General features: G+C 45.0%; 24 protein-coding genes and 1 pseudogene. 13 read left to right on the top strand and 12 right to left on the bottom strand.

What is annotated here, in order from left to right:
• Position 1 precedes the first annotated feature (1 nt).
• The 4 genes from OQJ75_RS05840 (at position 2) to OQJ75_RS05825 (ending at position 4,439) form a co-directional block, all read left to right on the top strand.
• Positions 2-1,090 carry a microcin C ABC transporter permease YejB gene (locus OQJ75_RS05840; RefSeq protein WP_004730359.1) on the top strand — a complete coding sequence of 363 codons (1,089 nt, stop codon included), beginning with the start codon at positions 2-4 and terminating at the stop codon, positions 1,088-1,090.
• Positions 1,091-1,121: 31 nt separating this feature from the next.
• Positions 1,122-2,144, top strand: a complete 1,023-nt coding sequence (locus OQJ75_RS05835) for an ABC transporter permease (RefSeq protein ID WP_265971963.1) — start codon at positions 1,122-1,124, stop codon at positions 2,142-2,144.
• 9 nt (positions 2,145-2,153) lie between these two features.
• Positions 2,154-3,776 carry a microcin C ABC transporter ATP-binding protein YejF gene (yejF, locus tag OQJ75_RS05830; protein ID WP_265971964.1) on the top strand — a complete coding sequence of 541 codons (1,623 nt, stop codon included), beginning with the start codon at positions 2,154-2,156 and terminating at the stop codon, positions 3,774-3,776.
• Between the two features lie 117 nt (positions 3,777-3,893).
• The gene (locus OQJ75_RS05825; RefSeq protein ID WP_265971965.1) at positions 3,894-4,439 is read left to right on the top strand and encodes an RNA-binding S4 domain-containing protein; all 546 of its coding nucleotides are present in this window, start codon (positions 3,894-3,896) and stop codon (positions 4,437-4,439) included.
• 230 nt (positions 4,440-4,669) lie between these two features.
• Here OQJ75_RS05825 and OQJ75_RS05820 read toward each other — a convergent pair.
• Positions 4,670-5,479: pseudogene (locus tag OQJ75_RS05820) on the bottom strand (LysR family transcriptional regulator); the annotation flags it as partial.
• Between the two features lie 106 nt (positions 5,480-5,585).
• Between OQJ75_RS05820 and OQJ75_RS05815 the strand changes: the two are divergent.
• Positions 5,586-6,548, top strand: a complete 963-nt coding sequence (locus OQJ75_RS05815; RefSeq protein WP_265971966.1) for a nitrilase family protein — start codon at positions 5,586-5,588, stop codon at positions 6,546-6,548.
• Positions 6,549-6,721: 173 nt separating this feature from the next.
• On the opposite strand, the gene OQJ75_RS05810 is transcribed toward OQJ75_RS05815, so the two are convergent.
• The 10 genes from OQJ75_RS05810 to OQJ75_RS05765 form a co-directional block, all read right to left on the bottom strand.
• Positions 6,722-7,165 (bottom strand): F0F1 ATP synthase subunit epsilon, encoded by a 444-nt coding sequence (locus OQJ75_RS05810; RefSeq protein WP_102290737.1) that lies wholly within the window; start codon positions 7,163-7,165, stop codon positions 6,722-6,724.
• A 14-nt stretch (positions 7,166-7,179) separates the two neighbouring features.
• Complete coding sequence (gene atpD, locus OQJ75_RS05805; protein ID WP_176679823.1) at positions 7,180-8,565, bottom strand: F0F1 ATP synthase subunit beta; 1,386 nt, start codon at positions 8,563-8,565, stop codon at positions 7,180-7,182.
• 43 nt (positions 8,566-8,608) lie between these two features.
• Entirely contained in the window at positions 8,609-9,478 is an 870-nt protein-coding gene (gene atpG / locus OQJ75_RS05800) for a F0F1 ATP synthase subunit gamma (RefSeq protein WP_265971968.1), read from the bottom strand.
• Positions 9,479-9,525: 47 nt separating this feature from the next.
• Complete coding sequence (atpA, locus tag OQJ75_RS05795; RefSeq protein WP_017632739.1) at positions 9,526-11,067, bottom strand: F0F1 ATP synthase subunit alpha; 1,542 nt, start codon at positions 11,065-11,067, stop codon at positions 9,526-9,528.
• A gap of 9 nt (positions 11,068-11,076) precedes the next feature.
• A complete protein-coding gene (locus tag OQJ75_RS05790; RefSeq protein WP_017632740.1) occupies positions 11,077-11,625 on the bottom strand; it encodes a F0F1 ATP synthase subunit delta in 549 nt (182 codons plus the stop codon).
• A gap of 11 nt (positions 11,626-11,636) precedes the next feature.
• A complete protein-coding gene (locus tag OQJ75_RS05785; protein WP_017632741.1) occupies positions 11,637-12,107 on the bottom strand; it encodes a F0F1 ATP synthase subunit B in 471 nt (156 codons plus the stop codon).
• Between the two features lie 55 nt (positions 12,108-12,162).
• Positions 12,163-12,399: a F0F1 ATP synthase subunit C gene (gene atpE / locus OQJ75_RS05780; RefSeq protein WP_004730405.1), complete on the bottom strand. Its 237-nt coding sequence runs from the start codon at positions 12,397-12,399 to the stop codon at positions 12,163-12,165.
• A gap of 46 nt (positions 12,400-12,445) precedes the next feature.
• Positions 12,446-13,216, bottom strand: a complete 771-nt coding sequence (gene atpB, locus OQJ75_RS05775; protein ID WP_017632742.1) for a F0F1 ATP synthase subunit A — start codon at positions 13,214-13,216, stop codon at positions 12,446-12,448.
• A 1-nt stretch (position 13,217) separates the two neighbouring features.
• Complete coding sequence (locus OQJ75_RS05770) at positions 13,218-13,619, bottom strand: hypothetical protein (RefSeq protein WP_017632743.1); 402 nt, start codon at positions 13,617-13,619, stop codon at positions 13,218-13,220.
• 812 nt (positions 13,620-14,431) lie between these two features.
• Entirely contained in the window at positions 14,432-15,319 is an 888-nt protein-coding gene (locus OQJ75_RS05765; protein WP_261886307.1) for a LysR family transcriptional regulator, read from the bottom strand.
• A gap of 157 nt (positions 15,320-15,476) precedes the next feature.
• Between OQJ75_RS05765 and OQJ75_RS05760 the strand changes: the two genes are divergently transcribed.
• The 7 genes from OQJ75_RS05760 to OQJ75_RS05730 all read left to right on the top strand — a co-directional run bounded on the left by OQJ75_RS05760 (position 15,477) and on the right by OQJ75_RS05730 (position 25,017).
• Positions 15,477-15,875 carry a RidA family protein gene (locus OQJ75_RS05760; RefSeq protein WP_004741170.1) on the top strand — a complete coding sequence of 133 codons (399 nt, stop codon included), beginning with the start codon at positions 15,477-15,479 and terminating at the stop codon, positions 15,873-15,875.
• A 199-nt stretch (positions 15,876-16,074) separates the two neighbouring features.
• Positions 16,075-17,535: an aldehyde dehydrogenase family protein gene (locus tag OQJ75_RS05755; protein ID WP_265971994.1), complete on the top strand. Its 1,461-nt coding sequence runs from the start codon at positions 16,075-16,077 to the stop codon at positions 17,533-17,535.
• Between the two features lie 207 nt (positions 17,536-17,742).
• Positions 17,743-18,738: a membrane dipeptidase gene (locus OQJ75_RS05750; RefSeq protein WP_048613377.1), complete on the top strand. Its 996-nt coding sequence runs from the start codon at positions 17,743-17,745 to the stop codon at positions 18,736-18,738.
• A gap of 231 nt (positions 18,739-18,969) precedes the next feature.
• Positions 18,970-20,565 (top strand): BCCT family transporter, encoded by a 1,596-nt coding sequence (locus OQJ75_RS05745; RefSeq protein ID WP_017111918.1) that lies wholly within the window; start codon positions 18,970-18,972, stop codon positions 20,563-20,565.
• A gap of 277 nt (positions 20,566-20,842) precedes the next feature.
• Entirely contained in the window at positions 20,843-22,645 is a 1,803-nt protein-coding gene (locus OQJ75_RS05740) for a hypothetical protein (protein ID WP_265971995.1), read from the top strand.
• A complete protein-coding gene (locus OQJ75_RS05735; protein ID WP_048660319.1) occupies positions 22,642-23,379 on the top strand; it encodes a DUF3726 domain-containing protein in 738 nt (245 codons plus the stop codon). Before OQJ75_RS05740 ends, OQJ75_RS05735 begins: the two co-directional genes overlap by 4 nt.
• A 345-nt stretch (positions 23,380-23,724) precedes the next feature.
• On the top strand, positions 23,725-25,017 hold the full coding sequence (locus OQJ75_RS05730) for an alpha/beta fold hydrolase (RefSeq protein WP_265971997.1): 1,293 nt from the start codon (positions 23,725-23,727) through the stop codon (positions 25,015-25,017).
• A gap of 173 nt (positions 25,018-25,190) precedes the next feature.
• Here the strand turns inward: OQJ75_RS05730 and OQJ75_RS05725 are convergent, their stop codons facing one another.
• Positions 25,191-25,373 carry a hypothetical protein gene (locus OQJ75_RS05725; RefSeq protein WP_004730424.1) on the bottom strand — a complete coding sequence of 61 codons (183 nt, stop codon included), beginning with the start codon at positions 25,371-25,373 and terminating at the stop codon, positions 25,191-25,193.
• Between the two features lie 259 nt (positions 25,374-25,632).
• Between OQJ75_RS05725 and OQJ75_RS05720 the strand changes: the two genes are divergently transcribed.
• The coding region (locus OQJ75_RS05720; protein WP_266067132.1) for an IS5 family transposase at positions 25,633-26,039 on the top strand (407 nt) is incomplete at its 3' end.

The following is a 26,039-nucleotide window of genomic DNA, read 5'->3' as shown; positions in this document are numbered from 1 at the left end:
CATGGCCGCGTATATATTTCGGCGTTTACTGTTGGTGATCCCCACGCTGTGGGCGATCATCACTATCAACTTTTTCATTATTCAGATTGCGCCCGGAGGCCCGGTAGAGCAAGCCGTTGCCCAATTAGAAGGGCACAACTCTGGCATCATGGAGCGTTTTTCTGGTGGTGGACAAGAAGTTGATTTAAGCGAAAGTGATCAAGCATCTGCCAGTGGCTATAAAGGCTCACGCGGGCTTGATCCGGAAGTAGTTGAAGAGATCAAAAAACAGTTTGGTTTTGATAAGCCGATTCACGTTCGCTATTTTGATATGTTGAAAAATTACGCGACCTTTAACTTTGGTGAAAGCCTGTTTAAGGGCGGCAACGTGATTGATTTAATCATCGAGCGCTTGCCTGTCTCCATTTCCTTAGGGTTGTGGAGTACGTTAATCATCTATGTGATTTCGATACCCCTAGGCATTATGAAGGCGATACATCACGGTTCTCGCTTTGATATTTGGTCGAGCGCGGTGGTGATTGTCGGCTATGCGGTACCGGGCTTCTTGTTTGCGATTATTCTGATTATCTTGTTTGCAAGCGGTAACTATTTCAGTTGGTTCCCATTGCGCGGGTTAGTCTCGAGTAACTTCGACCAGCTTAACTGGTATCAGCAGATTGGCGACTACTTCTGGCACTTAGCCTTACCTATTTTCGCTATGGTCATCGGCGGCTTTGCAACGCTCAGCATGCTGACCAAAAACTCCTTCCTTGATGAAATTAACAAGCAATATGTGGTTACTGCACGAGCGAAAGGTTTGGACGAGAGCAGTATTCTCTACAAGCACGTTTTCCGTAACGCCATGCTGATCATTATTGCCGGTTTCCCAAGCGCATTTATTAGTATTTTCTTCACGGGTTCGATGTTGATTGAAGTGATGTTTTCACTCGAAGGCATTGGTCTGCTTGGCTTTGAATCGACCATTCAACGCGACTATCCCGTGGTGTTCAGCTCTCTCTATATCATGACTTTGCTTGGTTTGGTGCTGAGCATTATCTCCGACCTAACGTATACCTGGGTTGATCCTCGAATTGATTTTGAAGCGCGTTAATGGCGAACGAATAACAAGGTATTGATAATAAATGTTTAACAACCCTTTAGCAGAAGCTCGTTGGTTACGTTTTAAAGCAAACAAACGTGGTTTTATCTCCCTTTGGATATTTACCATCTTGTTTGGCTTTAGCCTGTTCGCTGAGATCATTGCCAACGATAAGCCACTCTTGGTGTCTTATGATAATCAGTGGTTTGTACCTGTCATTAATGAGTATGCCGAAACAGAATTTGGTGGCGAGTTTGAAACCGAAGCCGACTACAAAGACCCATATGTTATCGAACTCATTGAAGACAGCGGATACATTGTGTGGTCAATCATTCCGTTTAGCTACGACACGATAAACTTCGATATTTCAGGCGCGGTGCCATCGGAGCCCGATTCAGTGAACTGGTTAGGAACCGATGACAAAGGGCGAGATGTATTGGCTCGCATCATTTATGGATTCCGTATTTCCGTTCTATTTGGTTTTATTCTGACGATTGTATCTAGCGTGGTCGGCGTCGTAGTCGGTGCTACACAAGGTTACTACGGTGGTTGGGTGGACTTGTTCGGGCAGCGCTTCATTGAAGTCTGGTCTGGCATGCCGACTCTATTCTTGCTGATTATCCTTTCCAGTTTTATCGAACCTAACTTCTGGTGGTTACTCGGAATTATGGTTCTGTTCAGTTGGATGAGTTTAGTGGGTATTGTTCGAGCCGAGTTCTTACGTTGTCGAAACTTTGATTATGTAAGAGCCGCGCAAGCCATGGGTGTTGATGACAAACGCATTATGCTTCGTCACATGTTACCTAACGCGATGGTTGCCTCGTTAACCATGATGCCGTTCATTCTTTCTGGATCGGTCACCACGTTAACTTCGTTAGATTTCTTAGGCTTTGGTCTTCCTGCGGGCTCGCCTTCTTTGGGTGAGCTTTTGGCACAGGGTAAAGCTAACTTACAAGCGCCTTGGCTTGGCATCTCTGCTTTCGTTGTACTTTCACTGATGCTTACGTTACTTGTCTTCGTTGGTGAAGCAGTACGTGATGCTTTCGACCCACATCAACAGAAGTAAGGATAGGTTATGACTTCAAATAAAACGCCTGCTTCTCCAGTTCTAACCATCGACAAATTGTCGGTAGGGTTTGGACGTAAAGATTCGATAGAACAAGTGACTCACGATGTCTCGTTGGAGATATTCAAAGGTGAGACACTGGCGCTGGTGGGAGAGAGTGGTTCAGGCAAATCGGTTACCGCTAATTCAGTATTGAAACTGCTGCCTAAAGGCTCATCTCATTACTTAAACGGTAAGATCAATTTCTCTGGCACCGATATTCTGAGCTGTTCTGAAAGACAACTGCGTGGGATTCGTGGCGGGCGTATTGGCATGATATTCCAAGAGCCGATGGTGTCGCTTAATCCGCTTCATCGAGTCGGAAAACAGCTGGTTGAAACCCTCGCGATTCACCGCGGAATGCGAACCAACAAAGCGCAAGCCTTGGCGATAGAGTGGCTATCAAAGGTGGGTATTCGCTACCCCGAGCAAAAGATTTCAGCGTATCCACATGAATTATCTGGCGGCGAACGTCAGCGTGTGATGATAGCGATGGCACTTATCAATGAACCAGAGCTACTTATTGCTGATGAGCCGACTACGGCGTTGGATGTATCGGTACAAGCGCAGATTCTTGATCTTCTAAAAGATTTGCAACAAGAGCTGGGTATGGCGATGCTCTTTATCACCCATGACTTGAGTATCGTTCGTAAAATTGCCGACAGGGTCGCAGTAATGAAAGACGGTCGTCTTGTGGAAAGCAACGACTGCAAAACGCTGTTTAACGCGCCTGCTCACCCTTACACTCAAAAGCTCATCAACTCCGATCCAAAAGGTTTGCCTGTTCCCGTATCACCAGAAAGCAAACCTCTGCTTGATGTGAACCAACTGCGTGTTTGGTTCCCGATTACTGGCGGTCTGTTCAAGCGAACCATTTCGCACGTTAAAGCCGTTACCGATATGGAGTTTACCTTGAAAAAGGGGCACTCAATCGGTCTAGTAGGTGAGAGTGGTTCAGGTAAATCGACAACTGGAATGGCGATATTAAAGCTGGTGGATAGCGAAGGGTCAATTACCTACGCGAATGAACAGCTTCAAGGTTTAGACCGCCAACAGATGCTGCCGTTTCGAAGCCGTATGCAAGTTGTCTTTCAAGACCCATTCTCTGCACTAAACCCAAGAATGTCAGTCGCTCAGGTGATTGGTGAGGGCTTGCTAGTGCATCAACAATTGGATGAGCATGAACTCGACCAACGCATCTGTGAAGTAATGAAAGAGGTCGACCTCGATCCTGAGACTCGCCATCGTTATCCGAATGAATTCTCGGGCGGGCAAAGGCAACGTATTGCTATTGCTCGTGCTTTGATTCTTAAGCCAGAGTTTATCTTGTTAGATGAACCTACGTCCTCACTAGACAGAACCGTTCAAGCTCAAGTACTGGATTTGCTGAAGTCACTCCAAGAAAAGTACGGTCTGACCTATCTGTTTATTAGCCATGATTTGAATGTCGTGAAATCCCTATGTCATTACACTATCGTGATGAAAGCAGGTGAGGTGGTTGAGAAGGGGGATACTGAGACTTTGTTTGGCAATCCCCAACATGAATACACCAAGCAACTTGTGAGCCTTTCCAATGTTGGTGGGACGTTATAACGAAGGTGTCAGCACTAAAACAAATAATGACCTGATCAATTCAACATGGTCATTTTGTTGTTTTAAGATTACACTGCGCCCAATATTCCAGAAGTACATATTTAGGTAGAGGTCACCATGGACCAAGAACATTACGAAGACGCTGACTACGAAGGCCAAGAGCTTGGCGAAGAAGGCGAAGAGATTGAGATTGAAGCAATTGGTATTGATGTATCGTCTCAGCCAATCGAACTCTACAAAGTGTTTAAAATTGCTAACCTAGTGAGTGGTGGCGGTGAAGCTAAGCACATCATTTCTGAAGGTTATGTTGCGGTAAATGGTGAATTAGAAACTCGTAAACGTCGTAAAATGTACGATGGCGACTTCTTTGAATTCAACCAAGAGTACTATGTAGTGGTGTGTGATCAACCAGTACAAGAAGAATCAGAAAAGCCGAAAAAGAAAGAAGCGCCTAAACAAAATAACAAGGCGAAGAAAGGCCAGTCTAAAAAGGGTTCAAGCAAGAAAGAACCACAGCGCAGCACTGCAGATATGCTAAGCGCTAAAGCTGAACCTAAGAAACAGAAAAAAGAGAAGAAAGAAAACAAACCGAAAAAGAAAGCGGACACGCCAAAGCCAACACGTGATGACAAAAGCGGCCGTAACTCTATCGAATTCTTCTAAACTACAGCTCTAAAACGATTCTTCGATAGCTTAGCTTCGCTACATGTATTTTTAGCGTTTGCCAGATACCAAAAGGCTCACTGTGATAGTGAGCCTTTTTTGATCTGCTAAACCTAATCCATAAACTAACTTTGGGTCTACTTTTTTCTGTGGCTTTCTGTTTGCCTAGTCTGTTCAGCCATAAACTCTACAAACCTATCCCTGAGTGGATTCTCACTCTCTCCATTTCATATCAATCCGACAGGCCAAGTGGCGTGTTCATCTTGCAGCGCAATGAACTCAACGTTGGTGTTGCTAATGTACTGCGCGCTGCTAGGTACTATGGTGAAACCGATATTGGCCGATACTAACGCCAGTAGGGTAAGAATATCATCGGCTTCTTGTGTCTTTGATAGGTAGATATTATTGGCGAGGCAATATTGTTGGATCTGCTTGTCTAGTCCGGGGCCACGATGTTGGACGAGCTTTAGGTAAGACCACTTCGCTAACTCAGAGATAACCTGATCTTTATTTGCCGCTTGCTTGAGAAGATCTTTGTGAATGGCTATCACAAGGGAGTCATTGAATAGGGTTAGACTTTCTAAATCGGAAGAATCTGGGATTCGATTGAAACTGATATCGAGTTCATTGCTTAACAGCTCGTCTATTTGCTGCTTTGAGGGAGTGTCATTCAAGGTGATGTGAACATCTGAGTGCTGTTGTTTGTAAGCCGCAATTAGCTTAGGTGCTTCGTGATAAGTAGATACGCCAAAGCCGATGTTTAAATGCCCCTGAGTTCCATTCACTACTGAGCCTGAAAGCTGCTCAAATGCTTGCATTGAATGAACTAAACGTTGGGCTTCCGGTAGCAAGGTTTTGCCTGCTTGCGTCAGTTCTGCGCCGTTCCTGCCGCGAGAAAACAGACTCGCTCCAAGATTGGATTCAAGTCGTTGAATCTTTTTGGTCAGTGCCGATTGAGTGATGTAAAGCTGCTCTGATGCTAAACGGTAGTTGCCCGATTTAGCTAACTGACAAAATGCCTTCAGTAAATCAAATTCCATTCCATATGCTCATTGAATTGAGAATATCTTTCATTATATGGAATTGAATGGATTTCTTATACTGAGTTCATACCAAATCGGATAAAGCGGAATTTGAGGACGAATCATGAAAAGAGACATCAAAGTAGCGTCGGTTCAGTTTAACCACCGTGCAGGCGATAAGGCGTATAACTTGTCGGTGATTGAGCAATACGTTCAACAAGCTGCGGGCAGTGGCGTAGAGATCATCAGTTTTCCAGAGATGTGTATTACTGGCTACTGGCATGTGTCAGTTTTACCGCGAGATGAGATTGAAGCGTTAGCGGAACCAGTACCGAGCGGCGAGTCGACTCAAAAGCTCGTTTCGCTAGCAACGCAATTTGGCATCAGTGTTGGTGCTGGTTTGATAGAGCTGGGCACCGATGGCGAGCTATACAACACTTATGTATTTGCGATGCCTAATGGTGAGGTACAAAAACATCGCAAATTGCACACCTTTGTAAGCCCATATATGAGCAGCGGCGATCAATACACGGTGTTTGATACGCCCCACGGTTGCAAAGTCGGTATCCTGATCTGTTGGGATAACAACTTGGTTGAGAACGTACGAATCACTGCGTTGAAAGGGGCTGATCTACTGATTGCGCCGCATCAGACGGGCGGTTGTCATTCACGAAGCCCTAATGCGATGAAGCGGATTGACCCAGAGTTATGGTTTAACCGAAATGAAAACCCGGAAGCGATTCGTGCTGAAATGCTGGGTAAGAATGGTCGTGAATGGTTAATGCGATGGTTGCCTGCAAGAGCGCACGACAATGGTATGTTTGTGGTGTTCAGCAACGGAGTCGGCGTTGATATGGACGAAGTCAGAACTGGCAATGCGATGATCCTAAGCCCTTACGGGGAGATCATCACAGAGACGGACAGTGTTGATAACGACATGGTAATTGCAGAACTGAAAGCTGAAGAGTTAGAGATGTGTACCGGAAGACGCTGGATTCGTGGTCGTAAGCCGGAGCTATATCATTCACTAACACAACCGCTAGGTCATGAACTTGATCCGCACAAAGCGCGTTTTGCTGAGAAGTAATGCTGTAAGTGCTGCTGAAAAAGGGTGTATTAGGAGTGGTTGAAAGGGTGGGGAAGTTGAAAGAGAAGTGAAGGTTCCTGATGTAGTCTACCCACTTAAACGGTTTTTTAAGTGGGTAGACTATCTTACACATCAAGCACTAAGCATCTAGCACCAGCATCTAAGCTCTATTCTCAGTGACGAGTGCGAGAAGACGTCAGTTCTGATGCACGAAGCTGAGCAACGGCTTTTGCCAGTTCCAACTGAGCTTGTGCAAAGTTGATGTCGACATTACCCTTGTTGATGTTCTCAAGGGCAGCGTATTTCGCTTCTTCTGCACGAGCGCGGTCAATGTCTTTACCATGCAAGGCCGTATCGGCTAAAACAGTGACCACATCCGGTTGTACTTCGACCATACCACCAGAGATGTACAGCACTTGCTCCTCGGCTTTAAGGTCGGTAACGAACACAGACACACCCGGTTTTATCTTACTCAGAAGAGGGGAGTGACCGGGGCGAATCCCCAGTTCACCGTCTGCTCCAGAGATAGCTAGGGCATGTGCAGGCCCTGAAAACAGTGTACCTTCCGCACTTACGATATTAAGTTGAAATGTATTGTCTGTAACTCCAATAGCCATGATGCACCTACCTTTTAGAGTGATTTCGCTTTGTTAAGCACTTCGTCGATAGAGCCACAGTACAAGAATGCTTGCTCTGGGATGTCGTCATATTCGCCGTTTAGCAGGCCTTTAAAGCCTCGTAGTGTTTCGCTTAGCGGTACAAACACACCTTTCTGACCAGTAAATACTTCTGCTACGTGGTAAGGCTGAGTTAAGAAACGTTCAATCTTACGAGCACGAGATACGATTTGCTTATCTTCGGTTGAAAGCTCGTCCATACCAAGAATCGCGATGATGTCTTTAAGCTCTTTGTACCGTTGCAGCGTGGTTTGAACCGTTTGTGCAATGTCGTAGTGCTCTTGACCAACCACGAGAGGATCCAGTTGACGAGAGGTCGAATCCAATGGGTCAATCGCAGGGTATAGACCCAATGCAGCGATGTTACGAGACAGTACAACGGTCGCATCTAAGTGAGCAAAGGTTGTTGCTGGCGATGGATCCGTCAAGTCATCCGCTGGTACGTATACCGCTTGGATAGACGTGATAGAACCTTGTCTGGTTGATGTAATACGTTCTTGTAGAACACCCATCTCTTCCGCAAGCGTTGGTTGGTAACCTACTGCTGAAGGCATACGACCTAACAGTGCTGATACCTCTGTTCCCGCAAGCGTGTAACGGTAGATGTTATCAATGAACAAAAGTACGTCACGACCTTCATCACGGAAACGCTCAGCCATAGTAAGACCCGTCAGCGCAACACGTAAACGGTTTCCTGGTGGCTCGTTCATTTGGCCGTAAACCATGGCAACTTTGTCTAGTACGCCAGCTTCTTTCATCTCGTAGTAGAAATCGTTACCTTCACGAGTACGTTCACCAACACCGGTAAATACAGAAAGACCTGAGTGAGCTTTAGCGATGTTGTTGATAAGCTCCATCATGTTGACGGTTTTACCTACACCCGCACCACCGAACAGACCGATTTTACCACCCTTAGCGAACGGACAAATAAGGTCGATAACCTTCACACCTGTCTCTAGAAGTTCAGTGCTGTTGGCTTGCTCTTCATAAGAGGGCGCTTCACGGTGAATCTCGTAGCTCTCTTTCTGGCCGATTTCACCACACTCATCGATAGGTTGACCAAGCACATTCATGATTCGGCCTAGCGTTTCTTCGCCTACAGGAACCGTGATTGGAGAGCCTGTGTTTTCAACGGTTAGACCGCGGCGCAAGCCATCAGATGTACCCATTGCAATACAACGCACGATGTTGCCGCCAAGTTGTTGCTGAACTTCCAATACTAGCGAGCTTGCTTCGTCGCTGGTGACTTTCAATGCATCATACACGCGAGGGCTGTTGCCGCCGCTGAATTCGACGTCAACTACCGCGCCGATTACTTTAACTATTTTTCCAACACTCATCTCTAAATCCTCAAATTCTGTTCTGACCCACTCTTTGCTGCCCTTAGACAGCTTGAGCGCCTGAGACTATTTCACTCAGTTCTTGGGTAATGGCAGCCTGTCTCGCTTTGTTGTAAACCAACTGCAAATCATCAATGAGTTGGCCTGCGTTATCGGTCGCCGCTTTCATGGCTACCATTCGGGCTGCTTGCTCACAGGCAATGCTCTCTACGATGCCTTGGTACACTTGCGATTCAATGTATCGATGCAACAGCTGAGAGAGGATGTCTCTTGGCGCTTGTTCATAGATGTAGTCCCAACGACGTGCTTTTCTTGCTTCACCATCAGCCTCTGTCTCAGAAGGGTGGGGTAGCAACTGTAAAGCCGTTGGTGCTTGAACCATGGTGTTCACGAACTGGTTGTAAACGAGAAACAAACTGTCGATCTTTTCTTCGTCGTAATGTTCCAGCATCGCATTCACTGTGCCTAAGATGTCTTCCAATTTAGGCGCGTCACCAAGGCCTGACGTTTGCGCGATAACATTGCCGCTGCGTTGGAAAAACGAGATAGCTTTAGAACCGATTAGGGTGGTCTCTACCTCAACACCCTTGGCCTGCCATTGCTCCATTTCTTCCAACACTTTCTTGAACAGGTTTGAGTTCAAGCCACCACATAAGCCTCTGTCAGACGAAATGATGATGTAAGCAACGCGTTTTGGTTCACGCTGTTGAAGATAGGGGTGCTGGTATTCCAGTGACCCCGATGCGACGTGAGAGATAACTTTGCGCATGTTCTCGGCATAGGGACGCGTTAACGTCATATTATCCTGTACCTTACGCATCTTACTTGCCGCAACCATCTCCATTGCACTGGTGATTTTCTGAGTGTTACTAACACTGCCTATTTTGGTGCGAATTTCTTTAGTATTTGCCATTATCTGCTCCTAATTTGTTTTTGTTTCCAGCCAACAAACCGGAGCGTTTACCAAGCTTTCAACGCTACAAAGTCACCAAGCAGTTTTGCAAGTGCACGGTCGATCTCATCGTTGTAATCACCGTTAGCATTGATGGTGTCGAACAACTCTGGGTTCTGAGCTTGTGCATAAGCAATTAACTCTTCTTCGAAACGCGCCACTTTGTGCAACTCAACGTCAGCCAAGTAACCTTTTTCTGCGGCGTAGATAACCGTTGCTTGTTCAGCGACAGACATAGGAGAGTATTGTTTTTGCTTCATCAACTCGGTAACGCGTTCACCATGGTCAAGCTGTTTACGTGTCATCTCATCTAGGTCAGAAGAGAACTGAGCGAACGCAGCTAGCTCACGGTATTGAGCCAATGACGTACGGATACCGCCCGACAATTTCTTGATGATTTTGCACTGTGCTGCACCACCCACACGAGATACCGAGATACCTGGGTCAACAGCAGGACGTAAGCCTGAGTTGAATAGTTGGGTTTGAAGGAAAACCTGACCATCGGTGATTGAGATTACGTTGGTTGGTACAAATGCAGACACGTCACCCGCTTGGGTTTCAATGATAGGCAGCGCGGTTAAAGAGCCTGTTTGGCCTTTCACTTCACCATTAGTGAACTTCTCTACATACTCTGCATTCACTCGTGCTGCACGTTCTAGAAGGCGTGAGTGAAGGTAGAATACGTCGCCAGGGAAGGCTTCACGACCCGGTGGGCGTTTCAATAGCAATGAGATTTGACGATAAGCAACGGCTTGTTTTGATAGGTCATCGTAGATGATCAGTGCGTCTTCACCGCGGTCACGGAAGTATTCACCCATGGTGCAACCCGCATAAGGTGCTAGGTATTGAAGCGCGGCAGACTCTGAAGCTGATGCCACAACAACGATGGTATTTTTAAGTGCATCGTGGTCTTCAAGTTTACGAACCACGTTAGCGATCGTTGACGCTTTTTGACCAATCGCAACATAAACACATTTGATGCCAGAATCTTTTTGGTTGATGATCGCATCGATAGCGAGCGCTGTTTTACCTGTCTGACGGTCACCGATGATAAGTTCACGTTGACCACGACCGATAGGCACCATGGTGTCTACTGCTTTGTAGCCGGTTTGAATTGGTTGATCGACTGACTTACGCTCGATTACACCCGGTGCAATCACTTCTACTGGGTCAAGACGGTCGCAGCTTACTGGGCCTTTACCATCGATGGGTTCGCCTAGTGTGTTCACAACACGACCAAGTAAGCCATTACCTACAGGTACTTCCAAAATACGCCCCGTACCTTTTACTTTCATACCTTCAGATAGGTCAGTGTAGGGGCCCATAACAACGGCGCCGACTGAGTGGGTATCTAGGTTTAGTGCGAGTGCGTACTTGGCACCCGGTAGCTCAATCATCTCGCCTTGCATCACATCCGCGAGGCCATTAATGGTGATGATACCGTCACGAACCGATACGATAGTGCCTTCATTGCGAGCTTCGGTGCTCACATTAAACTTCGCGATGCGATTTTTGATTAGATCGCTGATTTCATTAGAATTTAATTGCATAATTGTTACCTATCTCGCGTGAAGCTGATTAGCTAATCGGTTAATTGATGTATTTAAAGAACCATCGATAACGGTTTCACCCGCTTTGATAACAATCCCGCCAACCAGCGTGTCATCAATAACCTGTTCCATTTCAACTTGACGCTCTAATTTCTTCTCAAGTGCAGCCGTTAGGGAGATAACCTGATCTTGTGTAAGCAACTCTGAACTGGTGACAGTGACAGGAATTACACGTTCATGTTCGTCCTTTAGATCGCTGAACAAGTTAAACAGGTCTCTTATCACTGCAAGACGGCCATTCTCAGCCAAGACTCGAACGAGATTAATGACATGGTCATCAACGAGCCCTTGGCAAATATGAATGAAGAGATTGGCCAGTTCTTCAGAGTCAGTGCGAGAGCCTTCTGCTGAAGAGATCTGCTTAGCGATCGTTTCTTCTTCCGCTACCGTCACAAGAATCGACAGCATTGAGTGCCACTCTTGCAACTTGTTTTCACCTAAAGCAAAGTCGAACGATGCCTTGGCGTAGGGATGAGCAATATTGGTGTAATCTGACATATTGCCTCCGTTTAGAGTTCGCTAATCAATTGATCAACTAACGCTCGGTTCGTTTCAGAATCTAGGTTTTTGCTAATCAGTTTTTGTGCACTTTGAATAACAGCGTCTGCCATGTCCGCCTGAAGCTCACGGCGTAACTTTTGACGTTCGCCTTCGAGTTCAGCTCTACCTTGTTCTAAGATGCGTGCCTTTTCTTGCTCGGCTTCTTCGTGAGCTAAGCTGATGATTTCGTTACGGCGTTTTTTGCCTTGTTCAATCAGTTCAGTCACGTTTCTTTTTGCATCTTCGACGAGTTGTGCGCCATTCGATTTCGCTAGTTCTAGCTCTTTCGCAGCATTCTCTGAGTGGCGTAAACCATCAGCGATTTCTTTTTGGCGCTCGTCTAACATTGCGGTGAGAGGGGGCCATACATATTTCATGCACAGCCAAACAAAAATCACGAATGATATTGCTTGTCCAAACATGCTTGCATTTAAGTTCATACCTTCCTCGCTAAATCTTGATTATTTACAAATCGATCTTTTCAAAGCTATTTAATTAAGCCACGGCAAAGATGATGTATAGACCGATACCAACACCGATCATCGGTACAGCATCCACAAGGCCCATCATGATGAAGAATTGAGTACGAAGCATTGGAGTAAGATCCGGTTGACGAGCAACACCTTCAAGGTATTTACCTGCTAAGTTACCAATACCAGATGCCGCACCCGCTGCACCTAAACCGATCAGTAATGCACCTGCTACATATAAAACTGCGCTTACGATATCCATTTGTATCTCCGATAAATAATTTGTTAGTTAATTTTTTAGTTATTAATTAATGGTGTTCTTCTGTTGCCATTGCTAAATAAACAACGGTCAGTACCATAAATATAAATGCTTGTAAGAATACGATTAATATGTGGAATAAAGCCCATGGAACACTCAGTGCCCATTGCATCCACCATGGCATTAATGCAATAAGGATGAATATCATCTCGCCTGCATACATGTTTCCGAATAATCGTAAGCCTAGTGATATTGGTTTTGAAATTAATGTAATTAATTCAAGAACAAAGTTAACAGGATATAAAAGAGGGTTATCAAATGGCTGAGTAGTAAGCTCTTTGATAAAGCCTTTCAAACCTTTATTTTTTAACGTATAGGTTAACAGTAAAATAAACACACCGAGTGCCATCGACATTGGGATATTTACGTCCGCTGTCGGTAGGTCTCTAAAGTGTTCAAGGCCGATTACTCGAGTTAACCCTGGTATTAAATCAATAGGTAATAAATCCACTGCGTTCATTAACAACACCCAAACAAAAGTGGTTAATGCCAGTGGCCCTATTAATTTATCTTCCGCTTGAAAAATCTCTTTGACTAGGTTGTTAACAAAATCAAAGATGAGTTCGATAAAACATTGAAAACGACCTGGAACACCGCTGGTGCCTTTGGTCACGACATATCGAAACGCCCCAATGAACAGTAAACCTGTAATCCAAGATACCAACATCGAGTCAATGTTGAACGCCCAGAAACCATCACCTGTAGTTAAGAAGGTTAAGTGATGCTCTATGTATTCGTGAGCGGTAGTTACTTGATCCATACTACGCGTACTCCGATCTATTAGAGGCAGTAATAAATGGTGTTAAGAAGTACCCAATCATTGTGAAAATGTACGCGTATAATATTACTGGGTTATCCAATTTGAAAAACTGGAATGCCAATATAAACATTAAGAACGTATAAGTTATTTTCACGACACGACTCATTTGCATTAAGTCACGTAAACTATAATTAGGATTCTTACGCACCTTTAGGCTTGCATATATAAATCCAAACAGCGGAGGTAACATCGCAATTCCGATGCCCAAAGCTGAAGATTCCATATCTACTTTATTACCAAAAAACACTTCATATAAAACTACACCGATGGCTAATACTATTTGGCAGAGAACAACTCTTTTAGCGGCAACAAGGATGTCGCTACTTATCCCATTAAGCCTCATAATAAAACCTTATGTTAAACAGTGTAAGTTAATATAAAACACAGTTTAAATTTAACTTGTTACTACATTTCACTTGTTAATAACACTTGATTTGCTTTTAAGAAAAACCCTTGCTGGTTTTATATCTCCCTGACGAAATGAAACGGACATAAACTAATTCGTTATCGCTTCGACAAAATATAAATTACGCCTAAAATTATGTGATCAAAACGACAAATATCGACATCAATAATTCCATTTTTGAAAGATGTGTTTTTCATTTATGAAAGTAATAATTCAATAACTTTATTCATGAAAATTTTAGATGCTTTATTTTCAGTAAAAATAGATGTTTTTTATAAAAACTAAAGGCGTTAATTTGACAAGTTATGATCTTATCAATTAATACTATTCAAACACTTAGCTTCATTTCTAAGTTAATTGTTTAACGCTATCCGACAAGGGGAGAAAGGCACTTTTAGCCAGCGATACAGGCACTCGTTTGTTGAGTGATTTATCTATACGGCGTTCTCTATCTGGAAGTGATTATTTTTAAAAATAGTTTGTCACGATGTCATTTTTGACGTCTTTCAGGCATTACGGAGCGAATAAATCGGCGCTTAAGATGAATATTATGGGAGTAATTCAGCCCTAAACATGGATGTAAAGAGCTGAAGGGCTTGGAAAAATCTGAAGGCTAGGGCAAAAAGCTCTGAATATAAGGTCAAATTATTGGGATTAGAGGTGGAATTTCTTGATGTGCTCTTCTGTTAACGGTTCTGTTAGCGACTCTATCTCGGCTTTATAAGAGAGAGAACACAGTTACATTCCCTCTATAACTCTTCTTCATAACTTAGGTACTGAATACACAAGTCGTGGAAGGCTTGAGCTTGTGGCGAAATCGTCCGATCAGACAATCTAAAAATACCGATTTGACGCTGTAACGGCGGGTCAATCAACGGAATCCACACCAAGCGAGTCTCATTGGTAGGGAAGGCCAGTTTAGGTAACGTGGTTACGCCTATCCCAAGTTCTAATACAGAAAACAACGAAGTGATGTTCTCCACGGAATAGAGCGCTTGTTCGCTGAGCATTCGTGCGGGGGTTGGGTCAAGTAGGGTACACGTCCCGTTGCGAATGAAGGGTTGTTTTAACAAAGTTTGCCATTCGATTCCCTCTAACTGAGAGGCGATAGGGTTGTCTCTGAGGCAGACCACACCAATAGGATCGGACAGTAGTGGTGTGAAATCGATGCTCTCTTCTTCTAAATGGGAGCTATTTCCGAGGGCAACATCCACTTCTCCAGAGAGCAATCTTGCTTCCACACCAGCCGCATTATCATCAATCAAACTCACTTCTACATTCGGGTACTGCTCACAAAAAGCCCCTAAAACACTAGGGATTAATTTTGCGGCTACCGATGGCACGCTCGCTATTCGAACTCTTCCTTGTTGTCCTGCCGCTGCTGCACGTAGGTCATTGTCTAACGCTTTGTAAACATTAAGAAACTGAATGATTTTTGGAAGACATATTTCTCCGAAAGGTGTCAGCGTTGATTTGTTGCCCGTTTCAAACAGTGGCTGGCCTAGTATTTTTTCCAACTCTTTTATCGATGTAGAAAGTGCCGCTTGGGAGCGATTTGCTCGGTGAGATGCTGCTCGAAATCCGCCTTCTTCGACCACTAAAACAAAATGTTTTAACTGTTGTAGCTTAATACTCATGGCAATGATCCTTCTCTAGCCCTTGCTATACCTTACTTTTTGAAAGGTGATAGATTTTATTTATCAAATGCACAAAATTTACCGTTAGATTTATCAGTCGTCAAGGTGCAGTATTTAACCATCTTGAAACATAGTTGTTACAAAGTTGGATGGAATCGTGAACGCACAAACTAAAAAACACCCAGTAAAAACCGCTCTTTTTGCTTCAAAAGCACCACTAGAGTGGGCAATCGTAAATAACGGCACTCTATACACCGCGCAGATTCCAATTGATGAAACGGGCGCAGTAGTAGAAGGCGGTATCGAAGCGCAAACGCGTCAGACTTTTAACAACCTTGTTCATACGTTGGAGTGTGCAGGCGAATCTATGGATTCCGTGCTGCAAGTTCTGATTTACGTGACAGACCGTGAATACCTAAAAACGGTCAACAGCGTATACGGAGAATACTTCAATGCGCCTTATCCAAACCGTGCAGCGGTCGTCGTTGCAGGGTTAGCAAGAGAAGAGATGCTGGTCGAGTTCGTGGTTTATGCATCGGCGTCTCAACCTGAATAATTCGACTGTGAACTAAGGCTCTTTGCGGATCAAAACTCTTTTGAATTAAAGCGGTTTATTGATACAAGCGATCGGGTTCACTTTAGATACAAAATGTACGACTTATTTTAGCAATTAATTACCTGAATATTAACAGTTTATTAATTAACCAGATGGTTGCCAGACTCAACCGCAACCTAACCGTTACAAGGACAGAATGATGACTCAATTACAGAATGTTCAAGCAGAAAACGCACTTTACATTGGCGGCGAATGGCAAGCGGGTGTAAGCACCGTTGCGAACATTAACCCATCAGATATTTCTGAAAACATCGGAAACTTTGCACAAGCAAGTGCTGAACAAGTTCAACAAGCGATTTCAGCGGCGAAGCACGCTCAACCTGAGTGGGAAAAAACGCCGATTGAACGCAAGCAAGCGGTTCTTCAAGCGATTGGTGATGAGCTGATTGCACGTTGTGATGAGCTAGGCACGCTTCTTTCTCGTGAAGAAGGTAAGCCTTTTGCTGAAGGTCGTGGTGAGATTTACCGCGCTGGTCAGTTCTTCCAATACTTTGCGGCTGAAGTGCTTCGTCAGATTGGCGATAACGCGGATTCAGTACGCCCAGGTGTCTCTGTTGAAGTGACTCGTGAAGCGGTAGGCGTTATCGGCATCATCTCTCCTTGGAACTTCCCGACTGCAACGGCTGCTTGGAAAATTGCTCCAGCACTGGCTTTCGGCAACAGCGTTATCTGGAAACCAGCAAACCTAACACCAGCGAGTGCGGTTGCGCTTACAGAGATCATCCACCGCCAAGGTATCCCTGCAGGTACGTTTAACCTTGTGCTAGGTAGCGGTTCAACGGTAGGTGATGCACTGATCAACTCTAAAGAAGTGAACGGTGTGAGCTTTACCGGTTCTGTTGACACGGGTCGTAAGGTTGCGGCTGCTACCGCACCAAACTTCGTTCGTTGCCAACTAGAAATGGGCAGTAAAAACGCACTTGTTATTGCTGACGATGCTGATATCCAAACTGCGGTTGATGCAACGATTGCAGGTTCGTTCTCGGGTGCAGGTCAAAAATGTACCGCGTCTTCTCGCCTTGTGGTTATGGATAGCATTCACGACCAATACGTTGAAGCACTAATCAAACGTATGAGCGAGCTGAAAGTGGGTCACGCACTAGAAGAAGGCGTGTTCATGGGCCCTGTTGTTGACGGCAACCAACTTGAAGCAAACCTAGGTTGGGTTGAGAAAGCACGTCAAAGCGGCGGTGAGCTAGCATTTGGTGGTGAACGCTTGAGCATGCAACACGAAGGTTTCTACATGTCTCCAACGTTGTTCTTGAACACTAAGAACGATTGGGAAGTGAACCAAGAAGAAGTGTTCGCACCAATGGCAAGCGTGATTCGAGTGGCTGACCTAGAAGAAGCGATTGCGACAACCAACGATACTCGCTTTGGTCTAACGGGCGGCATCATCACTCAGAGCCTACGTACTAGCGCACTGTTCAAGCAACAAGCGCAAACAGGCTGTGTGATGGTCAACCTACCAACTGCAGGTACCGATTACCACGTACCGTTTGGCGGCCGCAAAGAGTCTAGCTTCGGTCCTCGTGAGCAAGGTCAATACGCGAAAGAGTTCTACACAGTAGTTAAGACGGCTTACCAGCGTCCTTACTAATCGGCTCTATATAAGAATTGGATAGCTGAAGACATTGCGCCCCTCGCTATCCAGTTATCGAATTGGCCTGATTCTAAGAGTCAGGTCAACATTCAAACCTAATCAGAAATAACAGTAGATAAGTGATTTAACCCTTTTTTGAAAACATGTTACTTGAGCGTGTTTTCAAAACCGAGCTAGAACACTGAGCTTTCAATAGGAGTGGTTATGTACCAGCAACGGATTGTTATAGATGGATTGCAATACTGCAATTGGAACAGAGAATATTTCCAAACACTAAAGGCGAGCGGCATTACAGCAGTTCACGCTACCGCGGTTTACCACGAGACAGCTCGTGAAACCTTATCTCGCTTTGCTGAGTGGAACTTAAGATTCGAGCAGAACGCAGACCTTATCATGCCGATTCACTCAATGGCTGATGTTGAGACTGCAAAAGCGACTGGCAAAGTCGGCATTTTCCTTGGTGCTCAAAACTGTTCTCCAATCGACGATGAGATTGGTCTTATCGAAGTGATGCGTAAGCAAGGTCTTTTGATCATGCAACTGACGTACAACAACCAGAGCTTACTGGCGACAGGTTGCTACGAGAAGAATGACACTGGTATTACTCGCTTTGGTAAACAAGCCATCGAAGAGATGAACCGAGTGGGCATGATCATCGACATGTCTCACAGTGCCGAGCGCTCAACTCTTGAAGCAATCGACTTGTCTTCTCGTCCTATTTGTATCAGCCATGCGAACCCAACGTTTGCTCATGATGCGCTACGAAACAAATCAAATGATGTGATTAAAGCTCTAACCGCACGCGGCGGCTTAATCGGATTCAGCTTATACCCATTCCACTTACCAAACGGCAGCCAATGTACCTTGGAAGACTTCTGCCAGATGGTTGCGACTACGGCTGACATGGTCGGCGTAGAGCACCTCGGTATTGGTAGTGACCTATGCTTAAACCAACCTCAAGCCGTTCTAGAGTGGATGCGAAATGGTCGTTGGTCGAAGGCAATGGACTACGGTGAAGGCTCTGCAAACAACTCAGGTTGGCCAGACGCACTGCCTTGGTTTTGTGGTAGTTCGGGTATGGAAAATATTTATAACGGATTGATGCGTCATGGTTTCAGTGAGTCTGAAGCTGGGCAAGTCTTGGGAGAAAACTGGTTTAACTTCTTGAAAGATGGCCTAGAGCCTCAAAGCAAGGGTTAAGCGCTTTCTCACTAGTAATCATCGAATTAGCAGCCTTCTAATTAACGTTCATTTAGAAGTGCTGTTTTAACTAATTTCACTATTCAAAAGGAACAACGGTCTATTTCGCAACGCGGTAACCCAAACATGGATTAGCCTGCCCAACACAAAAAACAATAGGGCAGGTGTTAAATACACCTCTTGTAGTCATCATCAAAATGACAGCTGCAAAGAAACCTCTGGAGTCAGAGTATGTCTGATTTAACCAATAGCGTGAAATCTTCAAACGTAAATGCGGGTCAAGCAAACACAGCAAGCAAAAAACCTCAGTCTGAATCTACTTCAGACAAGTTAGGACTAACCAACCCAGCACTTTGGTACAGCGGCGGTTTTATCGCTCTGTTCGTAACGCTTGCTTTGTTTGATGGGGAGCTACTTTCTACCCTAGTAAACACGGGCTTTGCATGGTCTGTAAAAGTGTTCGGCCCTTATTGGCAAATGCTTCTTCTTCTGACTTTTCTTATTGGTCTTGGCCTGGCGGCAGGGCGAACAGGTAAGGTTATCCTAGGCGGCATCGCGAAACCTGAAATGGATGGCTTCCGTTGGATGGCGATCATCTTCTGTACGCTACTTGCGGGCGGCGGTGTATTTTGGGCAGCAGCAGAGCCTATCGCACACTACGTTAACCCACCACCGTTGTATGGCGCACAAGAAAACGCACAGCAAGGTGCGGTGAATGCTTTATCACAATCATTCATGCACTGGGGTTTCCTAGCATGGGCAATTGTGGGCAGCTTAACGTCTATCGTGGTTATGCACCTTCACTACGACAAAGGTTTGCCTCTTAAACCTCGTATTTTGCTTTACCCAGTTTTGGGCGAAAGAGCACTGAAAGGCCATACCGGCGCACTGATTGATGCATGTTGTATTGTCGCTGTAGCGGCGGGTACTATCGGCCCGATCGGCTTCTTGGGCTTGCAAGTCAGCTACGCTCTGAATGAACTGTTTGGTATTCCAGATGGCTTCACAACTCAGCTAATCATCATCTTGTTCGCTATCGTGCTTTACACGTTGTCAGCATTAAGTGGTCTTAACCGCGGAATGCAAATGCTAAGCCGTTACAACGTAATTTTAGCAATGGCATTAATGGTCTACATCCTTATCTTCGGTCCAACGAACTTCATCTTCAATGGCTACATCCAAGGTGTAGGCAGCATGATAGATAACTTCATCCCAATGGCAACATACCGTGGTGACGAAGGTTGGTTAAGCTGGTGGACAGTGTTCTTCTGGGGTTGGTTCCTAGGTTACGGCCCAATGATGGCAATCTTCATCGCTCGTATTTCACGCGGTCGTAGTATTCGCCAATTGGTATCAACCATTAGCCTTATCGCACCGTTTGTAACTTGCTTCTGGTTCACGATTGTTGGTGGCTCTGGTCTTGCGTTCGAAATTGCAGATCCAGGCAGCGTAAGTAAAGCGTTCGAAGGCTTCAACTTACCAGGCGCGCTACTGGCGGTAACTCAGCAGCTACCGATGCCAATGTTAATCTCTATTCTGTTCTTGATCTTAACCACGATCTTCATCGTAACGACCGGTGACTCGATGACTTACACCATCAGTGTGGTTATCAGTGGTGAGACAGAACCGAATGCAATTATTCGTACTTTCTGGGGTGTGATGATGGGGGTAACAGCGTTGATTCTGATTTCCCTAGGTTCTGGCGGTATTTCAGCGCTGCAATCGTTCATTGTTATCACAGCGGTACCGGTGTCCTTAATCTTACTGCCATCGCTCTGGAATGCGCCTCAAATCGCAATCAAGATGGCGAAAGAGCAAGGTTTCTAAAGAACAGGCTTTTTAAAGAGCAGAGTTTTTAAAGAAAGGGCTCTGTAAGGCAAGACCTCTGTAAAACAAGAAATTGATTAAACAAGAACAAATCAGCCTTTGAAAGAAGGCTGATGCAAAATTCCGAAAGGAACAGAAAACCCGAACTGGTGAAAATACACCGGACGGCAAAGTATTTAGGTCAATCGATCTAGTCAGGACAAATAATAAGGGGCGAGCTCGCTTGCCCCGCATAACGTGAAAGCTAACCAGCATACTGTAACAACGAATGCTTCAAATGACGGCAACGATCGGTTCTGAATGGCTAGCAAAATCCTATAACTATAAGGTGGTGAGCAAAATGGATGCACATCGTTCTACCTACACTGAATCAGCATTACGTGACGCAACAGTCGTCATGGCACCGGAAAGGCTAGGTGCTATGCACCAAACACGCATCAGCTTCGTAAGAACTCTGATTCGTAAAATGGCGCAGCAAGAATGGAAAGTGACTAAGCATGAGTGGCAATTAGACGCTCTGGGTTTTGGTCATGTTATCTATAAGTTAGCGACGCCAAACCATGTTTATCATTTGGTTGTTTTTTGCGATGAAATTGCAGACGACGAACGAAATGACCGTGTAATTGCTGAAAAGTGGGACGTAACGTTTGCGCTTGTTCTTGGTGATGTTGATGTCACCCTACTTGAAAGACTTCGTGCGAATGTACCGCTTCAAGAAGCAGGCCGTAATCCTAACAATGTGCTTGTTTTAGCGCGTGCCAATAAAAGTGTACGTGTGTTTGAACATATCGTTAGTCACTTGGCTAAAGGTGTTCAACCAACACCTAAAGAATTGGCTGAAGTGGGCTACATCCTACGAACCACTGCAGTTTACGGTAATGGCAAATTTGGCATTGCTGACTTCAAAATTTTAGAAAAAAATGAGGATTTTAATCAGTCGTTCAGTGCACAAATGTGTGCGGTTTATATGCTGCGTGAGTTCAGCTTGGATTGGGTTCATTACCTAGCAGAGCAACAAGGCGGCGAACAAGCGATTTCTTTACACCGTGGATTGCAACGCTACCTAGGCGTTGGTAATGCGACAGGTTTAGGCATGGCGCCATACCTGATTAACCACCCAAGTATTGTCGATCAGTGGATGACAACCCGTGAACATGCATTGGCGGACGTGTTAGCGAGTCAGACTGATACGGCGTTGATCGAGCCACTGCGTACATTAGTTAAAAAAGCGATTTGTCATTTAGAACAAGTCGTTACCATCAATGAAACACAACAAGATCTGAACAAAGCCGCTGTTGATGATTTGAAAGCAACAGAGCAATCGCTAGAAACGTCTGTCAGCCAGTGTGATACATGGGCGCAGTTAGTCGAGCAATCTAAGCAAATGAGTATGGAAGCCCAAGAAATCCTTATCTCATGTTTGATGGAATTGTACCCAGAATTAGTGGACGCCCATCAAGAGCAAATGAATTGCAGCGAAACACTGTCGCTTCCTAGTGGCAAAAAGATTCAAGACCTTCTGGTTGTATTAGAAGAAAAGTACCGTTGGGCGATCACGACCGACTTTACTAAAGCAGAGAACAACTACTGGTTCTGGTATCGCTCTCAAGACAAAGAAGAGCCAAGACTCGGAGTTCGAGGCGAAGAGCTAGGTGAAGAGCGTGAATTGCCGTTGGATATCGGCCGTCAAGCTTACCGTTTGTACCACGCTTTATTGCAATTCGCGCCAGAGCTTTCATTGGCTGAATTCCTTGTTAAACAGCCGCAGCATCGTGCAATCGCGCGCCGTGTGTGGACGCTGGGCAACAAAGCGATGGGCGACATTCAAATGAATGTGCTGCATCAAGATTCGCCACCAATGCACTTACTGCGTTGTAAGCTTGCGATGTTTGGTGCGACTAAGTTTGATCCTCGCTCAGACCGTTGGGTTCGAGTGACGTTTTTCCAAGGTGCACCACTGCTTGATGAAATTCATCAGGACGAATGGGTGTTCCCAGTTTTACCAAGTGAAGCGGAGCTCGCTAACTCACAAAAAGCTACTACACATATCAACGCTCAACATGGAGGTAAATCGTTATGATCGTTTCTCACAATGAACTGGTAGCGGCCGTCAATAAAGCCTTTCTGGGTATGCGTCGTACATGTGGTGAAGCCGATGTGATAGCGAACATGGTGGCAGATTTACAAATGGTGGGTTTAGATGGTGTTCGTCATTTTAACAATGCGAGCAACTTCATTGGGCTAGAAGACGATTGCCCAGTGGACATTCAAGTGCTTAGTGACAACACGGTTGAAGTTGACCTGCACAAGGCAAGTTTGGCGTGTCACCTTCCTGTGGTGATGGATTACGCGATTGAAAAAATGGTCGGCAAGAAGACGCTGAAAATTGAGCTCAACAACTGTCATAACCGCTGGCTAGCGTACAGCGAGCTTGTGAAACTTGCCGCGAAAGGCATCGCGTGTACTGCACGTTGGGACAATGGCTCCAACCCTAAGAGTACTTTGTATGTGCTTAACCGTGGTTGCGTTGCACCAGAACTGTTTTTATCAGATTTGCCTCTGGCATCGGACGATCATATCCACAATATGACCATCGAGCTTTCCGTCCAGGATTTCGATATCGAACGTTTGTCAGATGGCTACCAAACACACATTGAATCGGAAGCGCTTTTTAAAACTCAAGAGAAGGCGTGGAACGAGGGCATTGAAGTTGACGATGGAGAGTGGGGTGCGTTGAAAGAAACGGCCACGGCTATCCTTGTTGAAAACAGCCAACGTTCAATTCAAGGTGCAGGTGAGCTAGAAGCTTCTTAGCTTATAAAAATTAGCCTATAAAGCCTGAGCTTATTGAACCTATAAGCATCACCTACAACAGATAAAACCAAAGAGCTTAACGTATCCTCACCTCGTTAAGCTCTTTTTATTTGTGCCGCACTTTTATTCTTCCTCTCAATTGGTCACACCTTAAACTCTCTGTTTTGACACAAGTTGTTACGCGTTGAAGGTAAATTAAGCAATTAGATGAAGTACCTTCACAATCATGTTAAACAAACGGTTTCTTTTACAAGCCACTATGCGTATCTTGCTAACTAAGGTGCCAACGGGCGCCATTTTTATTCGTACCGATGACATTAGAATCAGATAAAAAAGGAATGAAGCGTGCAAGCTAACTTTATTGATGGAACCACCCTATATCGTCAGCACTCTTTTGAGTTGCCACTCGATTACCAAGCAAAAGATGGACAACAGATCCAAGTCTTCGCACGTGAGCTGGTTGATCTCGCTAAAGATGCGCAAGAGCTGCCGTGGTTGATCTACTTTCAAGGTGGCCCAGGTTTTCCTTCTCCACGTGTCAGCGGTCAATCCGGTTGGCTAAAGCGTGCATTGCAAAACTACCGTGTTCTGCTTCTTGACCAACGTGGTACAGGCAACAGTACGGTGATCAGCCATGAAACCTTGGCGCATCTGTCTCCAGAGCAGCAAGCTGAATATCTAACACATTTCAGAGCCGATAACATCGTTCGTGACGCGGAAGCGATTCGTGAGCAGTTCGGTGTTAAACAATGGTCGACGATTGGTCAGAGTTTTGGTGGTTTCTGCACATTGAGCTACTTGTCACTGTTCCCACAAAGCTTACAACGTTGTTATGTCACGGGCGGTATACCGTCTATCGAGCGCGAAGCTGATGATGTTTATCGTGCGACCTATAAGCGTGTAGAAGACAAAAACAGAGCCTTCTTTGCTCAGTTCCCACAAGCGCAAGCTATGTGTCGTGAGATCTCTGATTACCTGCTTAACAACGATGTGAGACTGCCAAATGGTCAAGTATTTACAGTTGAACAGTTCCAGTTGATTGGTATTAACCTTGGTGGCGGTGAAGCAAACCTTCCTATGTACTTCACATTAGAGACTGCGTTTGTTGAAGTAAACGGTAACAAGCAGTTGAGCTACAGCTTCCTAAATCAAATGCAACAAGAGCAGGGCTACCTAACGAATCCTATCTACGCGATTCTGCATGAATCGATTTACTGCCAAGGCACAGCGTCTAACTGGTCGGCACACCGAGTGCGTGAGCAGTACCCGCACTTCAACTACCAATCGGGCAGTGAGTTCTGGTTTACTGGTGAAATGGTTTACCCATGGATGTTCGATCAACTAGAAACGCTGAAGCCACTGCGTGAAGCAGCGAACATGTTGGCTGAAAAATCGGACTGGGGCACTTTGTACAACGCAGAGCAGTTGAGCAAGAATACGGTTCCAATGGCGTGTGCAGTATACGCGGATGACATGTACGTTGAGCTGGATTACAGCCGTGAAACACTGGCGAATATTCCTAACTCGAAAGCGTGGATTACCAATGAATATGAACACAATGGTTTGCGAGTAGACGGCGAAAGAATTGTCGATAAGTTAATGACAATGGTTGAAGCGTTGGAAAACCTGCCAAAGTAATCAAGATATTTGTATTAGAAGCAAAAATACGTTAGAAGCTTTCTACTTTAGAAACTATCTAGGTTAGAAATAAGATATGCCAGAAACAAGAAAACGCTGCATCCGTGCAGCGTTTTTTTTATGTCATCGAACTATTCGATTTAAGGAACTAGGAGGGGTAGCCCTTGAAGCCATTAAGGTTGGATGACGATATCTTGATTTTCAGTGGTCGATAAGCTGGCGCGGTTCTGTTCGATAAGCTGAGCCGCATAAGAGGGAGTCACAGCTTGAATTTCGCCTTTTGAACGAATCGTTAGTGCTTCCCACGCATGGTCACGATATTTGCCTGTCTGTGTATATTCAATAAGTACTCTCATGATTCTTCCATCCGATGTGTGGTTAACGTGCTACTAACATTAGCGCCATTATTGAGGTTACACACCTGTTAAAAATGGAACATAAGATTAACCAAATGAGAATGCGGGTAACTTAAAAATTGTAGAAATTTGAACTTATCGCAAACGGAAACCATAAAAAATGCTGCATAAGGTCTGATCGGCTTTGTTGCGTAATTCAATGGAACTAAATCAAGAACCTACGATCTGATCAGCTACGTCCACTCTCTCTCATAGCCCTATGCCTAAACCTCGTAACAAGACAACCAACTGGAAGCAATACAACCAATCACTCATTAACCGTGGTTCTCTGACTTTTTGGATTGATGAAGAGGCAATAAGCGGTTGGGCGCAAAGCAAACAGAATAAGCTCGGGAGGCCACGTCGGTTCAGTGATTTAGCTATCACGACAGCGCTCATGGTGAAGCGAGTTTTTTCTATGCCACTGAGAGCGCTGCAAGGATTTATCGACTCGATATTTAGGTTAGCCCATGTACCGTTAAGTTGTCCGCATTACACCTGCATCAGTCGTAGAGCCAAACAAGTTGAGGTCTCATTTAAGACTAAAACGAGAGGAGCAATACAACACCTAACCATTGATGCAACTGGCCTTAAGGTTTATGGCGAAGGTGAATGGAAAGTCAAAAA

Origin of the sequence: Vibrio sp. 14G-20 (genome assembly GCF_026241515.1) — a bacterium.
Taxonomy (GTDB): Bacteria; Pseudomonadota; Gammaproteobacteria; order Enterobacterales; family Vibrionaceae; genus Vibrio.
Note: the sequence above shows the minus strand (reverse complement) of the source record. Positions and strands in the feature narration are given on the sequence as shown.

What these genes read in the sequence shown, in the direction of transcription:
- OQJ75_RS05770 (WP_017632743.1), bottom strand. Translation starts at nt 13,619, where the DNA reads ATGAGGCTTAATGGGATAAGTAGCGACATCCTTGTTGCCGCTAAAAGA.
- atpE (WP_004730405.1), bottom strand. Translation starts at nt 12,399, where the DNA reads ATGGATATCGTAAGCGCAGTTTTATATGTAGCAGGTGCATTACTGATC.
- OQJ75_RS05735 (WP_048660319.1), top strand. Translation starts at nt 22,642, where the DNA reads ATGATCGTTTCTCACAATGAACTGGTAGCGGCCGTCAATAAAGCCTTT.
- OQJ75_RS05790 (WP_017632740.1), bottom strand. Translation starts at nt 11,625, where the DNA reads ATGTCAGATTACACCAATATTGCTCATCCCTACGCCAAGGCATCGTTC.
- OQJ75_RS05755 (WP_265971994.1), top strand. Translation starts at nt 16,075, where the DNA reads ATGACTCAATTACAGAATGTTCAAGCAGAAAACGCACTTTACATTGGC.
- atpG (WP_265971968.1), bottom strand. Translation starts at nt 9,478, where the DNA reads ATGGCAAATACTAAAGAAATTCGCACCAAAATAGGCAGTGTTAGTAAC.
- atpB (WP_017632742.1), bottom strand. Translation starts at nt 13,216, where the DNA reads ATGGATCAAGTAACTACCGCTCACGAATACATAGAGCATCACTTAACC.
- OQJ75_RS05725 (WP_004730424.1), bottom strand. Translation starts at nt 25,373, where the DNA reads ATGAGAGTACTTATTGAATATACACAGACAGGCAAATATCGTGACCAT.
- OQJ75_RS05740 (WP_265971995.1), top strand. Translation starts at nt 20,843, where the DNA reads ATGACGGCAACGATCGGTTCTGAATGGCTAGCAAAATCCTATAACTAT.
- OQJ75_RS05825 (WP_265971965.1), top strand. Translation starts at nt 3,894, where the DNA reads ATGGACCAAGAACATTACGAAGACGCTGACTACGAAGGCCAAGAGCTT.
- OQJ75_RS05765 (WP_261886307.1), bottom strand. Translation starts at nt 15,319, where the DNA reads ATGAGTATTAAGCTACAACAGTTAAAACATTTTGTTTTAGTGGTCGAA.
- atpA (WP_017632739.1), bottom strand. Translation starts at nt 11,067, where the DNA reads ATGCAATTAAATTCTAATGAAATCAGCGATCTAATCAAAAATCGCATC.
- OQJ75_RS05810 (WP_102290737.1), bottom strand. Translation starts at nt 7,165, where the DNA reads ATGGCTATTGGAGTTACAGACAATACATTTCAACTTAATATCGTAAGT.
- OQJ75_RS05785 (WP_017632741.1), bottom strand. Translation starts at nt 12,107, where the DNA reads ATGAACTTAAATGCAAGCATGTTTGGACAAGCAATATCATTCGTGATT.
- OQJ75_RS05835 (WP_265971963.1), top strand. Translation starts at nt 1,122, where the DNA reads ATGTTTAACAACCCTTTAGCAGAAGCTCGTTGGTTACGTTTTAAAGCA.
- OQJ75_RS05750 (WP_048613377.1), top strand. Translation starts at nt 17,743, where the DNA reads ATGTACCAGCAACGGATTGTTATAGATGGATTGCAATACTGCAATTGG.
- OQJ75_RS05745 (WP_017111918.1), top strand. Translation starts at nt 18,970, where the DNA reads ATGTCTGATTTAACCAATAGCGTGAAATCTTCAAACGTAAATGCGGGT.
- OQJ75_RS05815 (WP_265971966.1), top strand. Translation starts at nt 5,586, where the DNA reads ATGAAAAGAGACATCAAAGTAGCGTCGGTTCAGTTTAACCACCGTGCA.
- atpD (WP_176679823.1), bottom strand. Translation starts at nt 8,565, where the DNA reads ATGAGTGTTGGAAAAATAGTTAAAGTAATCGGCGCGGTAGTTGACGTC.
- OQJ75_RS05840 (WP_004730359.1), top strand. Translation starts at nt 2, where the DNA reads ATGGCCGCGTATATATTTCGGCGTTTACTGTTGGTGATCCCCACGCTG.
- yejF (WP_265971964.1), top strand. Translation starts at nt 2,154, where the DNA reads ATGACTTCAAATAAAACGCCTGCTTCTCCAGTTCTAACCATCGACAAA.